Source organism: Nonomuraea sp. NPDC049646 (assembly GCF_044465525.1).
Classification (GTDB): domain Bacteria; phylum Actinomycetota; class Actinomycetes; order Streptosporangiales; family Streptosporangiaceae; genus Nonomuraea.
This window is the reverse complement of sequence record NZ_JBITLU010000005.1, coordinates 111,979-123,986: the sequence shown is the minus strand read 5'-3', so window position 1 is coordinate 123,986 and position 12,008 is coordinate 111,979. Positions and strand designations below refer to the sequence as shown.

General features: G+C 73.2%; 13 protein-coding genes. 8 read left to right on the top strand and 5 right to left on the bottom strand.

The features are described 5' to 3' along the window. Window positions 1–1,755 (top strand): ABC transporter ATP-binding protein, encoded by a 1,755-nt coding sequence (locus tag ACIBQ8_RS16155; RefSeq protein ID WP_397192297.1) that lies wholly within the window; start codon window positions 1–3, stop codon window positions 1,753–1,755. Here ACIBQ8_RS16155 and ACIBQ8_RS16150 read toward each other — a convergent pair. Next, window positions 1,752–2,627, bottom strand: a complete 876-nt coding sequence (locus tag ACIBQ8_RS16150) for an MBL fold metallo-hydrolase (RefSeq protein ID WP_397192296.1) — start codon at window positions 2,625–2,627, stop codon at window positions 1,752–1,754. The genes ACIBQ8_RS16155 and ACIBQ8_RS16150 overlap by 4 nt on opposite strands. Window positions 2,628–2,691: 64 nt before the next feature. On the opposite strand from ACIBQ8_RS16150, the gene ACIBQ8_RS16145 reads away from it, so the two are divergent. Both ACIBQ8_RS16145 and ACIBQ8_RS16140 read left to right on the top strand, forming a co-directional pair. Continuing rightward, window positions 2,692–3,120 carry a MarR family winged helix-turn-helix transcriptional regulator gene (locus ACIBQ8_RS16145; RefSeq protein ID WP_397192295.1) on the top strand — a complete coding sequence of 143 codons (429 nt, stop codon included), beginning with the start codon at window positions 2,692–2,694 and terminating at the stop codon, window positions 3,118–3,120. A gap of 48 nt (window positions 3,121–3,168) precedes the next feature. Beyond that, window positions 3,169–4,032 (top strand): hypothetical protein, encoded by an 864-nt coding sequence (locus ACIBQ8_RS16140; RefSeq protein ID WP_397192294.1) that lies wholly within the window; start codon window positions 3,169–3,171, stop codon window positions 4,030–4,032. Here the strand turns inward: ACIBQ8_RS16140 and ACIBQ8_RS16135 are convergent. Then, a complete protein-coding gene (locus ACIBQ8_RS16135; RefSeq protein WP_397192293.1) occupies window positions 4,029–6,095 on the bottom strand; it encodes a prolyl oligopeptidase family serine peptidase in 2,067 nt (688 codons plus the stop codon). The two genes, ACIBQ8_RS16140 and ACIBQ8_RS16135, sit on opposite strands and share 4 nt — an antisense overlap. 44 nt (window positions 6,096–6,139) lie before the next feature. On the opposite strand from ACIBQ8_RS16135, the gene mshB reads away from it, so the two are divergent. The 3 genes from mshB to ACIBQ8_RS16120 are packed head-to-tail and all read left to right on the top strand — an operon-like array spanning window position 6,140 to window position 8,012. Continuing rightward, window positions 6,140–7,069, top strand: a complete 930-nt coding sequence (gene mshB / locus ACIBQ8_RS16130) for an N-acetyl-1-D-myo-inositol-2-amino-2-deoxy-alpha-D-glucopyranoside deacetylase (RefSeq protein WP_397176988.1) — start codon at window positions 6,140–6,142, stop codon at window positions 7,067–7,069. Window positions 7,070–7,080: 11 nt separating this feature from the next. Further along, a complete protein-coding gene (locus ACIBQ8_RS16125) occupies window positions 7,081–7,500 on the top strand; it encodes a DUF6113 family protein (RefSeq protein ID WP_397176990.1) in 420 nt (139 codons plus the stop codon). Window positions 7,501–7,517: 17 nt separating this feature from the next. After that, window positions 7,518–8,012: a flavin reductase family protein gene (locus ACIBQ8_RS16120; RefSeq protein WP_397192292.1), complete on the top strand. Its 495-nt coding sequence runs from the start codon at window positions 7,518–7,520 to the stop codon at window positions 8,010–8,012. 351 nt (window positions 8,013–8,363) lie between these two features. On the opposite strand, the gene ACIBQ8_RS16115 is transcribed toward ACIBQ8_RS16120, so the two are convergent. Continuing rightward, window positions 8,364–8,828: a VOC family protein gene (locus tag ACIBQ8_RS16115; protein WP_397192291.1), complete on the bottom strand. Its 465-nt coding sequence runs from the start codon at window positions 8,826–8,828 to the stop codon at window positions 8,364–8,366. Window positions 8,829–8,881: 53 nt separating this feature from the next. Between ACIBQ8_RS16115 and ACIBQ8_RS16110 the strand changes: the two genes are divergently transcribed. Continuing rightward, window positions 8,882–9,520 (top strand): TetR/AcrR family transcriptional regulator, encoded by a 639-nt coding sequence (locus ACIBQ8_RS16110; RefSeq protein ID WP_397176997.1) that lies wholly within the window; start codon window positions 8,882–8,884, stop codon window positions 9,518–9,520. A 127-nt stretch (window positions 9,521–9,647) separates the two neighbouring features. Here the strand turns inward: ACIBQ8_RS16110 and ACIBQ8_RS16105 are convergent, their stop codons facing one another. Next, window positions 9,648–10,637 (bottom strand): hypothetical protein, encoded by a 990-nt coding sequence (locus tag ACIBQ8_RS16105; RefSeq protein ID WP_397192290.1) that lies wholly within the window; start codon window positions 10,635–10,637, stop codon window positions 9,648–9,650. 75 nt (window positions 10,638–10,712) lie between these two features. Between ACIBQ8_RS16105 and ACIBQ8_RS16100 the strand changes: the two genes are divergently transcribed. Further along, window positions 10,713–11,135, top strand: coding sequence for a hypothetical protein (locus ACIBQ8_RS16100; protein WP_397177001.1), 423 nt, complete (start codon window positions 10,713–10,715; stop codon window positions 11,133–11,135). A 15-nt stretch (window positions 11,136–11,150) separates the two neighbouring features. On the opposite strand, the gene ACIBQ8_RS16095 is transcribed toward ACIBQ8_RS16100, so the two are convergent. Next, the gene (locus tag ACIBQ8_RS16095; protein WP_397177002.1) at window positions 11,151–12,002 is read right to left on the bottom strand and encodes a hypothetical protein; all 852 of its coding nucleotides are present in this window, start codon (window positions 12,000–12,002) and stop codon (window positions 11,151–11,153) included. Window positions 12,003–12,008 lie beyond the last annotated feature (6 nt).

The following is a 12,008-nucleotide window of genomic DNA, read 5'->3' as shown; positions in this document are numbered from 1 at the left end:
GTGGCCCGCGAGATCCTGCCGGTCGCCGACCGGAAACAGGTGCGCGCCTACGCGCGCAGGCTGACGCTGAAGTACCCGCGGCAGCTCGCCGTCGCCCTGGCCCTGCACGGCCTGGCCGCCGTCGCCGGGCTCGTGGTGCCGTGGCAGCTCGGCAGCCTGGTCCAGACCGTCCAGGACGGCGGCGAGGTCGACGGGCTGCTGGTGGCCGTCGTCATCGGCGCGTTCCTGTTCCTCCAGGGCCTGCTGGTCCGCTTCGCCGTGCTCGCCTCGGCCAGGCTGGGCGAGAAGGTGCTGGCCGAGCTGCGGGAGGAGTTCGTCGACCGGGTGCTCGGCCTGCCGCTGTCCACGGTCGAGCGGGCGGGCGCCGGCGACCTGATCACCCGTACCTCCCGCGACGTCGACTCGTTGTCCAGGACCGTCCGGCACGCCGTGCCCGAGACGCTCATCGCGCTGGTCACCTTCGTGATCACCATGGGCGCGCTGGTGCTGGTCAGCCCGCAGCTCATGCTGCCGATGCTGGTCGCCGGCCCGCTGATCTGGTTCGCGACCCGCTGGTACCTCAAGCGGGCGCGCGACGGCTACCTGCGCGAGAACGCCGCGTACGCCGACATGACCGAGGGCCTGGCCGAGACCGTCGAGGGCGCGCGGGCCGTGGAGGCGCTCGGCCTCCAGCAGCGCCGGCGCGAGCGCACCGACGGCGACATCCGCCGCTCCTACGCCGCCGAGCGCTACACCCTGGGCCTGCGGACGCTCTGGTTCCCCGCGGTCGAGCTCGGCTACGTGATCCCGGTGGTCTCCACGCTCCTGGTCGGCGGCCTGTTCTACACCAACGACTGGGTGACGGTCCAGCAGGTCACCGCCGCCCTGGTCTACGCCCAGCAGCTCATCGACCCGCTCGACCGCTTCCTCATGTGGATCGACGAGCTCCAGGTGGGCGGCGCGGCCATGGCCCGGCTGCTGGGCGTGGCCAACGTGCCCGACGACCGCGAGCCCTCGGCCGCCCGCCCGGCAGGCGAGCTGCTGCGGGCCGACGACGTCAGGTACGCCTACCGCGAGGGCCGCGACGTGCTGCACGGCGTGTCGCTGACCGTCGAGCCGGGCGAGCGGCTGGCCATGGTCGGCCCGTCGGGGGCCGGCAAGTCCACGCTCGGGCGGTTGCTGGCCGGCATCCACGGGCCGCGTACCGGCGAGGTCAGCGTGGGCGGCGTGCCGCTGGTCGACCTGCCGCTCGACGACCTGCGCGGGCACGTCGCGCTGGTCACCCAGGAGCACCACGTCTTCAAGGGCACCGTCCGCGACAACCTGCTGATCGCCCGCCCCGGCGCGGACGACGCGGCGGTGCGCGCGGCGCTGGCCGCCGTCGACGCGCTCGACTGGGTCCGGACGCTGCCCGAGGGGCTGGAGACCGAGGTCGGGTCCGGCGGCGTCGCCGTGCCGCCCGCGCAGGCCCAGCAGCTCGCGCTGGCGCGGCTGGTCCTGGCCGACCCGCACACGCTGGTGCTCGACGAGGCCACCTCGCTGATCGACCCGCGGGCCGCGCGCCACCTGGAACGCTCGCTGGCCGCCGTCCTGGAGGGCCGTACGGTGATCGCCATCGCCCACCGGCTCTACACCGCGCACGACGCCGACCGGGTGGCCGTCGTGGAGGACGGCCGGATCACCGAGCTGGGCCCGCACGAGGAGCTGGTCGCCGAGGGCGGCTCGTACGCGGCCCTGTGGGCGAGCTGGCACGGCACCCCCGCCCCCACTCCCTAGGCCACGGGCTCCCAGACCGGCCCGTCGGCCGTGTTACGCGCGCGGCCGAAGACCACGTCGGCGAAGTGGATGCCGAAGCCGATCGTGTCCGGCCGCAGCAGCTCCTCGACCAGCCGCCGCCGGTGCACGGTCGACTCCACGCGGTCCAGGTCGGAGCCGGCCGGCCACTCGGGATGGCGCACCTGCACGGGGGAGTGCAGGGCGTCGCCGAAGGCCAGCAGCCGCTGCCCGCCCGAGGTGATCGTGTAGGCGGTGTGCCCGGCGGTGTGGCCGGGCGCGAACGCGGCCCGCACGCCGGGGAAGATCTCCTCCCCGTCGCCGAACGTCCTGACCCGGGAGGCCATGGCCGTCAGGGCCTCCTCCGGCGTGCCGAAGTCGAGGGTCCGGTGCCGCTCGGCCCATTCGGGCTCGGCGAACAGGTACGCGGCGGACGGGAACGCGGGCCCGCCGTCGGCCGGGTGCCAGGCCCAGCCGATGTGGTCGATGTGCAGGTGGGTGAAGGCCACCGCCTCGACGTCCTCGGGACGGCGGCCCAGCCGGGCGAGGTTGGCCGGCAGGTCGCCGCCGCGCAGCTCGCCGATCAGCGGGTCGGCCGGGTCGTCCGGCTGGTGCACCGGGCCCACCCCCGCGTCGATCAGCAGGGCCCGCTCGCCCGACTCCACCAGCAGGCCGCCGATGCCGGCCACGAGGTTGCCGGTCTCGTCCAGGTGGTCGGCGTGCTCGGCCCAGTCGCGCTCGGTCGTGCCCGGCAGCCAGCCGTACGGCTTGAGCCGCACGCTCCCGTCGGGCACGAAGGTGACCTTGAGGTCGCCGACCCGCAGCGACCGGAGGGCGGACGGGCGGCGCAGACGAAGGCTCTCGGAAGTGCTCATGGCGGAAACTTATAGCTAGAACCTTTCAAGTTGCAAACATCCAAGCTTGAGGTAGTTTTGGGGTATGACAACGTCCGAAGCCGAAGCGCGGGCCGCGGCCGAGCGGAACCTGTGCGGCCTGGTGGGCGCGCTCGCCAGGCAGATCGAGGGGCACGTCAGGGAGCGCGCGGCCGCGCTCGACCTCACCGCCGCCCAGGCGGTGGCGCTGCGCGAGCTGACCGGCCCGATGACCATGAGCGACCTGGCGGGGCGCATGGGGTGCGAGCCCTCCAACGCCACGTTCGTCATCGACCGGCTGGAGCAGCAGGGGGTCGTGGAGCGGCGCCCCCATCCGAACGACCGCCGGGCCAAGCTGCTCGTGCTCACCCAGGAGGGCGCCGGCCTGCGGGAGCGCCTGCTGGGCCTGCTGACCGAGGGCTCGCCGCTGGCCGCGCTCACGCCCGACGAGCAGTCCGTGCTCCAGAAGCTGCTGGAGCGGGCGGCCCCGCGGTAGCGCCCGCGGGGGTTGCGATGATCGTCCGGCGCTGTCAGCATCGTCGGAGTGAGCACCTGGCAGCGCGCCTGGGAAGGCGTGCTCGGACTCCTCGCCCTGCTGGGCCTGGCACTCGTCCTGATCACTACGGTCAGTGACCGCCTGCTCGACATCCTCGCCCACGCCGGGCAGCTCGGCCTGATCGTCATGGGGTTCGGCCTGTCGCTGCGCACCGGCACGCCCAATCTCGCCGTGGGCGCGGTCGCCGCCGCGAGCGGCGCCTTCGTGGCGTCCACCGCCGGGGCCGGGGTGCCGCTGCCGGTGGCGATGCTGTTCGCGCTCGTGCTCGCCGGGCTCCTGGGGGCCGCCATGAGCGCGTTCACGATGCTGCTGTCGGCCCCGGCCTGGGCCGTCACGCTCGGGGCCGCCGTCGTGTGCGAGGCCCTGGCCGTCGCGCTGCTCGGCGACGGGACGATCCCGCTGCAGACCGCCGCGCTCTATCCCGGCCCGCTGGGGTTCGCCGTGTTCGCGGTCGTCTCGATCGCCGGCGGCCTGCTGTGGAACCGGCAGGAGGTGCGCAAGGAGCTGGGCGCCGGGTGGCCCGGCGCGGTGCTCGGCCTGGCCGGGTCGAGCATGCTCGCCGCCGCGGGCGGCATCGCGCTGCTGCTGCGCCTCGGCGCGGCGCCCCCGGGCGACCAGGGGCTCTACAGCACCGTGTTCGCGCTCGCCGCCGTCCTCCTGGGCGGCACCAGCCCGTACGGCGAGCGCGCCGGCGTGGCGGGCACCGTGCTCGGCGTGCTGATCCTGGCCGTGGCGCAGGGCCTGCTCGCCTACCTCGGCGCCCCCCTGTGGGTGTTCCTGCTGGTCATGGGGCTGGCCGTGCTGATCGGCCTGGGGGCGTCGAGGCTGCTCGACGCCCTGCGCGCCGCCTAGCCCAGCGCCTTCTTCAGGAAGTCGACCTGGAGCAGGAGCAGGTTCTCCGCCACGACCTCCTGGGGCGTCATGTGCGTCACGCCCGACAGCGGCAGCACGCTGTGCTGGCGGCCGGCCGCCAGCAGCGCCGAGGACAGGCGCAGCGTGTGGGCGGCCACCACGTTGTCGTCGGCCAGGCCGTGGACCAGGAGCAGCGGGCGTTCGAGCTTGGGCGCGTCGGCGAACAGCGAGGAGTTGTCGTAGACCTCGGGCTGCTCGTCGGGGTGGCCCAGGTAGCGCTCGGTGTAGCAGGTGTCGTACAGCCGCCAGTCGGTCACCGGCGCGCCCGCCACCGCCGCGTGGAAGACGTCGGGACGCCGCAGCACGGCGAGCGCGGCCAGGAAGCCGCCGAACGACCAGCCGCGGATGGCCACCCTCGACAGGTCGAGGTCATCGGGGTACTGCTCGGCCACGCCCTGAAGAGCGTCGATCTGGTCCTCAAGCGCCGGGGTCGCCAGGTCGCCCAGCACCGCCCGCTCGAACGCCGGACCGCGGCCCGGCGTGCCGCGGCCGTCGGCCACGATCACGGCGAAGCCCTGCTCGGCGAACCACTGGCTCTCCAGGAACGCGCCGCGCCGGTTGAGCACCCGCTGCGCGTGCGGGCCGCCGTACGGGTCCATCAGGACCGGCAGCCGGCCCGAGCCCTGCTCGTACCAGGACGGCAGCACCACGGCCGTGGCCAGCTCCCGGCGGCCCGAACGCCCCAGCGACACCCGCAGGTCGAGCCCCGGACGCTCGGCGTACGACGGGATCGGGACCGCCATGCCGTCGCGCCGCACCACCGTGGTCGAGACGCCCTCGGCGTCGAGGCTCTGCTCCGACAACACGCCGACGCCGCCGGACATCCGCCCCGAGAACACCCCGGACCGGGTCGAGACCGGCAGCAGCGAGTGGCCGTCCCAGGTCCACAGGTGGATGTCGGTCGGGTCGCCGCCGCTGGCGCTGAACAACACGCTGTCGTGGTCGACGTCGAGCACCGACCGGACCTGGAGGGTGGGCGGCGTGACCGCGCGGTCGCCGACGAACAGCCGGTGGCCGCCCTCCGACGTGGCCACCCAGACCAGCGAGCCGTCGTCGAGGTGCGCCGGCACGCCGGTCACGATGTCCACCCAGGCCGGGTCGGTGTCCTCGCGGACCAGCGTGGACACGCCGGTCGCCGGATCGACGGAGAACAGCCGCAGCGTCTTCTGGTCGCGCGTCATCGTCACGATCGACAGCGCGTGCTCGTCCCAGGCGGCCGTCGTGAGGTACTCCTCCTCGAACGGCACCGCCACCCGCGACCCGTCGAGCCCGAGCACGAACAGCTCGGTGCGGGCGTTGGGCGTGCCGGCCGACGGGTAACGCTGGGCGGCGGCCGGACGGGAGGGGTTGGCCGGGTCGGCGATGTACCAGGTCTCGACCGGCTCCTCGTCGGCCCGCTCGACCAGCAGCGCGTCGCCCGACGGCGACCACCAGTAGCCGCGCATCCGGTTCATCTCCTCGGCGGCGATGAACTCGGCCAGGCCGTAGGTGACGGTCGGCGACTCCGGCGTGGCGAGCACCTCGCCGCGCCCCGAGTCGAGGTCCTGGACGTGCAGCGCGCCGCCGGTGACGTAGGCGACCTGCCGCCCGTCGGGGGACAGCCGGGGGTCGATGACCGCGCCCGGCGTCTCCAGCCTGCGGGTCTGGCCGCTGGCCAGCTCGACGACGTAGAGCCCGCCGGACAGGGCGAAGGCCGCCCTCGTCAGCGCGGCGTCGGCGCCGTAGGCCACCACGCCGCCGGCCGCCTCGCGGCTGCGCTCGCGCCGCGCGCGCTCCTCCGGCGGCAGGTCCTCGTCGTCGGCGTGGAGGGTGCGCGGATCGACCACCAGGCGTTCGACGTGGGTTTCGGTGTCGAGCTCCCACAGGCAGGTGACCGGGTCGGTGCCGGACCTCGTCCGCAGGAAGACCACTCGTCCGCCGTCGGGGGAGATCGTGAACCCCCTGGGCACTCCCAGGGTGAACCGGCGGGTCCGTGCCGACAGTCGCGGGAAGCTCTCACTCATGGGCTCAATCCTGCCAGTATCCAGCCATTGTTACGCTCATGACTATGACTGATCGCCGCCTCCTGCTCGTGCACGCCCATCCGGACGACGAGTCGATCGGCACCGGCGCGACCATGGCCAAATACGTCGCGGAAGGCGCCCACGTCACGCTGGTGACCTGCACGCTGGGGGAGGAGGGAGAGGTCATCCCGGCCGACCTCGCCCACCTGGCGGCCGACCGCGACGACCTGCTCGGGCCGTACCGGATCGGCGAGCTGGCGGCGGCCTGCCAGGCGCTCGGCGTCGAGGACCACCGCTTCCTCGGCTCGCCCGGACGCTGGCGCGACTCCGGCATGATGGGCGTCGCCACCAACGACCGGCCCAACGCCTTCTGGCAGGCCGACCTCGACGAGGCGGCCGGCGAGCTGGTCAAGGTCATCCGCGAGGTGCGCCCGCAGGTGCTGGTGACCTACGACGCCAACGGCTTCTACGGCCACCCCGACCACATCCAGGCCCACCGGGTGGCCCGCCGGGCCTTCGAGCTGGCCGCCAAGCCCGGCTACGTCCCGGGCGGCCGGCCCGCCCCGCGCCAGGACGAGCCGTGGCAGATCGCGAAGTTCTACCACACGGCCGTGCCCAGGTCCGTCATGCGGCGCACGGCCGAGGCGCTGCCCGACTCCGGCACCGGCTTCCTCGTCGAGGACGTCGACGACATCCCCTTCGGCAGCCCCGACGAGGACATCACCACCGAGATCGACGCCCGCCCCTGGGTCGGCAACAAGCGGGAGGCCATGCGCGCCCACGCCACCCAGATCACCGTCGAGGGCCCCTGGTACGCGCTGTCCAACAACATCGGGCAGGAGGTGCTCGGCGTGGAGCACTTCGTCCTGGCCATCGGCGTGCCCGGCCCGCCGGTGCCCGGGCCGCCGGTCGACGCCGGCGGGCTCGGCGAGCCGCACAACCGCGAGAACGATCTCTTCGCGGGCATCCACTAACCTCGTTCCCCATGGAGCATCGCAGCCAGGCGGAGTCGGCGCTGGGCGGGGCGGCGTACGGCATGCTGTTCGTGCTGGGTGTCGTGCTCGGCGTCGTGGGCGGGTTCACGCACGCGCTCGACCAGCATGGCGCGGTGCCGTGGGTGGCGATCGGGTGGGTGCTCGCGCTGTTCCTCCTCCCGCTGGGGGCGGCCAGGCTCATGCGGACGAAGCTCGCCGCGTTCGCGGTCGGGCTCGGCTGGCTGCTGGTGACGATGCCGTTCACCCTCGAACTCAGCGCCGGAGATCTGGTGATCTCTCAGGGTGCGGCGGGGTACGTCTACCTCTATGGCGGATTGCTGGCTCTCGTGGTGGCGTTCATGTGCTCGCCCTCATCCGGTGGGGGTTCGTGGCTGTTGCGGGGATACCCACCTCCAAAGAATCCGACGTAGAGGCATAAAGTAACGTCGTGCATTCCATAGAGCGGCATGTGGACCCGGGAAACTACCGTAAGGTCGTCGGCCGCTTCGCCACGGGAGTCGCGATCGTCACGACCCGGCTCGGCGGCGTGGACCACGCGATGACGGTCAACTCCTTCACGTCGGTCTCCCTGGACCCCCTGCTCGTGCTCTTCTGCGCCGAGAAGGTGGCCCGCTTCCACGACGCCGTGATCGAGGCCGGGGTGTGGGGCGTGTCGGTGCTGCACGCCTCGATGGAGGACGCCTCCCGCTTCTTCGCCCATCGCGGCCGTCCGCTGAACGGGCAACTGGCCCGGTGGGAGCACCATCGCGGGGACTCGGGGGTGGCCCTGTTCACCGGCGCCCTGGCCACGGTCGAGGCCGCCACGACGGCGGTGTACGACGGCGGCGACCACTCGATCGTGCTCGGCCAGGTGACGGCCCTCGGCACCCCCGCGGACGGCTCGCCGCTGCTCTACCACGACGGCCGCTACAAGAACCTCTGACCCCGCCGCTGCTCTCCCGCGACGGCCGCTACAAGAACCTCTGACCCCGCCGCTGCTCTCCCGCGACGGCCGGTTCAAAACCTCTGACCCCGCCGCTACGCCCGGCCGGTGGGGCGGCGGTCGTGCCGGCCGAGCGCGTCGGCGAGGAGCGCCCGCGCTCGACGAGCACATGGTGTCGGCCGCCTGCTGCCGCCTGCATCCGGCGATGTCGGCGAGCCGGACCAGCGTCCGGGGCCACTGCGACCAGCCGCCCTCGGGCCGCTGCCGGCTGTGCCGCAGGCGGGTGTCCTGGCCGCGGGCGAAGACCTCCGGGCGCCGTCCTGGTCGCGGACCACGGGCATGGCGCGCTTCTCAGGAGGTCTCGGCCGGACGGGCGCCGCTGCCGCGACGTTCCTCGTCCGCGTCCGCCTCGCGCGGGGGGCGCGGCTGCGTGGTGTAGAAGCGGATCTCGTGGCCGTCCGGGTCGTGCAGGCCGGGCAGGATCCAGCCGATGGTCGCCTCGTGCACGCCGGCGTGGCTGTCGCCGGACGCGGTCAGATGGGCGGCCAGCTCCTCGATGGCCTGCTTGTCCGGGACGCCGATGGCGAAGTAGTCGAAGCCCGCGGCGGCCCTGGCCCGCTCCGGGGCCAGCCGCAGCGCCAGTACGGGACCGCCGGCCGGATGGGCGAGCGCGTAGCCCATCGGCACGCCCTGCTCGACGAACTCGATGTCGATCTCGTACCCGAACCGGGAGCGGTACCAGGCCAGGGAACGGTCCAGGTCGGTGACCGGGAGCTTGAGGTGGTGCACGCCGTCCAGGCGCGGGAGGTGCGACACGGCAAATACCCTCCTTGCAGTTGCGCTGCATCGATGCAGTTATACTGCATTCTATGTCGGAGCCCGTCAAGCGTGATCTGCGTGCCGCCCGCATCGCCGCCACCGAGGAGAAGATCCTGACCGCCGCCACCGAGCTGTTCCTCCGCAACGGCTACGCGGCCACCACCCTGACCGCCGTCGCCCGGTCCGCCGAGGTCGGCGACCGGACCGTCTACCTGCGCTTCGGCACCAAGGCCGCGCTGCTCAAACGCTGCGTCGACGTCGCCTTCGCCGGTGACGGGGCCGCCGTCGACATCACCGGCCGCGACTGGTACGTCCGCGCCGGCACCGCCACCACCGCCGGGGAGCGCATCGCCGCCCTGGCCGGGGGCAGCCGCCAGATGGCCGAACGCGCCGGCGACCTGCTGGCCGTCGCGCTGCAGGCCGCGCCCACCGAGCCGGACCTGGCCGCCGCCACCCGGGCCGGGCGCGCGGCCACCCGGGCGAACATGCGCGCCTTCTGGGACAAGATGGCCGCCGACGGGCTGCTGGCGGGCGGGCACGATCTGGACTGGCTGACCGACACCACCGCCGTCCTGGTGCACGCGGAGACGTACCTGCTGGGGCGGGAGATGTTGAGCTGGACCGCCGACACCTACGAACGCTGGCTCACCGAAACCCTCACCCGCCTGCTGACCGCCGCCCCACACTGACCGGCCCGGGGAGCGGTGGCGCGGCGTCCCTACGGGGTTGGCGGCCCGGATGGAAGAGGGGGCGGGGGACATGAGTCAGGCCAGGCGTTGGGGCCTGGCCTGAGTCATGTGGTGTGTCGGTCGGGGGTTACTGGGTGGGGGGTTCCGGCGGGGTCGGGGTGTCGGTGGGGGCGCCGGTGTCCGTGGAGGTCGCGGTCGGGGTCGGGGTCGGGGTCTCGGAGGGGAGATCCGTGGGCGGCGCGCACGTCGGGATGTCCGTCGGGACGTCCGTGGGGACGTCGGTCGGGGCGCCGGTGGGGGTGTCGGTCGGGACGTCCGTCGCGGTCGGCGTCGGCGTCGGCGTCGGAGTGGGGGTCGGGGTGTCGCTCGCCGGTGGGACGGGGGCCTGAGCCGGGGCGTCCGGAACGTCCGGGGACTCCGAGACCGAGGTCGACGGCGTGGCGGTCGGCGGCTCGGACGGCGGGTCGGACGGCGGGAGCGGGGACGTCGGCGGGGCGGGCTGACAGGTGAACGTCACCGTCTCCGTCGGCCCCGGCACGGCCACCGTCGGGCCGGGCACGGTCACGGTCGGGCCGGGCTGGGTCACCGTGGCGGTCACCGTGGCCTGCTCGGTCACCGTGGACGTCACGGTCGCCGTCGCGCTCGGCGCGGTCGTGGCGGTCGGCGAGACCGTCACGGTGCGGGTCGGCCAGGGGAGCGGCTTGACCTTGACGGCCGGCTTGCCCCTCGCCTTGTACGTGCCCTTGCCCAGCTTCTTCGTGGTCTGCCCGGCCCCGGTGGTGACGGGGAACTGGGCGGTGGCGCTCCTGCAGGACTTGCTCCTGCACACCTTCTGCTTCACGGTGAAGCGGGCCGCTCCGTCGTACTTGACGGACACGTTCAAGTACGAGACGCCCTTCTTCTTGACCACCTTCGTCGTGGCGGTGTAATCCCCGACCGAGGGCGTCGCCGAGGGCGTCGCCGTCGGGGTCGCGGCGACGGGTAACGCCACCTGCGCGCCGGAAGGAGAATCGGTGGAACGTAGGGGATCGGTGGCTGATGTCTGGGTGATCGCGACTCCGCCGGCTCCGGCCAGTGCAACAGCGCCGAGCAGCGCGCCCAGGATGGAGAATCTCATAATCCTGCTCTTGTGGGAGATTTCAGGACGCAGATCATTATTCCGACTTGTCAAGATTGGTCAAGACTGAGACGCATGAACAGGCGCCATCGGTTCCGGCGGGCGGTGAACTACGTGAACCTCGCCACCCCGCTCGGCCTCCTCATCTCGATCGTCGGCGGCGCGGCCCGCCGGCCCGGCCCCGACGGGCTCATCCTCGCCTTCGGCTACCGCTACCGCTTCCCCATCGCGGGCGCGTTCACGGTCGGGAACGTCGTCCTGACCAGGCAGGACGAGCTGGACGACCGGCTCATCCGGCACGAAGCACGGCACGCCACCCAGTGGGCCTGCTGCGCCGGCCTGCCGATGCTCCCGCTCTACCTGCTGGCCATGCTCGTGTCGGTGGTGGTGTGCGGGCATCAGGCGTCGTACAACGTGTTCGAGCGGCTGGCCGACCTGGACGACGGCGGCTATCCCCGCGCGCCCGTGTGGTGGCGGCGGCGACGGCATAACGGCTGACCCATTACCGCGACCTCAATGTTTCGCCTGGCCGGGGCGGGGGCTGAACCGGCCCAGCGCGACCGCCGCGATGGCCAGGGCCGAGATCGCCCCGGCCGACAACACCGAAGCCGTGGACGGCCCCACGACCGCCACCCCCGCCACGGCCAGGCCGGAGACCACCGCGGCCACCGCGACGTACGCCCAGGTGGCCAGGCGTACGGCCCGCAGCCGCGCGCCCTCGGACGGCAGCGTGCGGGACAGCAGCCAGGACAGGGCCGGCAGGAGGAGCACCCCGTGCATGAGCACGGCGTGGGCCGGTTTGAGCGCCGTGGCGACCGTGTAGGCGAGCTGCTGGTTGCCCGTCATCACCGCCACGACGCCACGGGCGATCATCACGCCGCCGAAGACCATGGACGCCAGCAGCGTGGCGAAGCCGGCCCGTACGGCCAGCCGGGTGCTCGGGGCGACCTCCGGCGCCGGCCGGAAGGCGGCGATCGTCATGGTGATCGCGATGGCGATGAGCGTGACGCCGAACGCGGCCAGCGTGCGGGCGATGGCCGTGTCGAGGGGCGTCTCCATGTTGAAGTGGGACGGCACGCCGCGCCACGCCTGAAGGGTGATCAGCGCCACCTCGACCGTGGAGGCCACCGCGAACGCCCCGAGGACGAACGCGCGGGCACGCAGCCGTAACCACTGGGACACCCAGGTCAGGGTCAGCACGCTCAACCCGAACGACACCCCGAACGTGAACGGCTTGCGCCACGAAACGGCCCCCTCCCACGGACCGCCGGCCACGACGAGCACGCCCAGGTGCGCCAGGCCCACGAGCAGGAGGAAGACCCCGACGGAGTACCAGAGGCGATCGGAGTACCGGAGGCGAGTCATGCGGCC

Coding starts and splice junctions, on each gene's coding strand:
- ACIBQ8_RS16150 (WP_397192296.1), bottom strand. CDS start 2,627: ATGAGCACTTCCGAGAGCCTTCGTCTGCGCCGCCCGTCCGCCCTCCGG.
- ACIBQ8_RS16145 (WP_397192295.1), top strand. CDS start 2,692: ATGACAACGTCCGAAGCCGAAGCGCGGGCCGCGGCCGAGCGGAACCTG.
- ACIBQ8_RS16135 (WP_397192293.1), bottom strand. CDS start 6,095: ATGAGTGAGAGCTTCCCGCGACTGTCGGCACGGACCCGCCGGTTCACC.
- mshB (WP_397176988.1), top strand. CDS start 6,140: ATGACTGATCGCCGCCTCCTGCTCGTGCACGCCCATCCGGACGACGAG.
- ACIBQ8_RS16125 (WP_397176990.1), top strand. CDS start 7,081: ATGGAGCATCGCAGCCAGGCGGAGTCGGCGCTGGGCGGGGCGGCGTAC.
- ACIBQ8_RS16110 (WP_397176997.1), top strand. CDS start 8,882: ATGTCGGAGCCCGTCAAGCGTGATCTGCGTGCCGCCCGCATCGCCGCC.
- ACIBQ8_RS16105 (WP_397192290.1), bottom strand. CDS start 10,637: ATGAGATTCTCCATCCTGGGCGCGCTGCTCGGCGCTGTTGCACTGGCC.
- ACIBQ8_RS16100 (WP_397177001.1), top strand. CDS start 10,713: ATGAACAGGCGCCATCGGTTCCGGCGGGCGGTGAACTACGTGAACCTC.
- ACIBQ8_RS16095 (WP_397177002.1), bottom strand. CDS start 12,002: ATGACTCGCCTCCGGTACTCCGATCGCCTCTGGTACTCCGTCGGGGTC.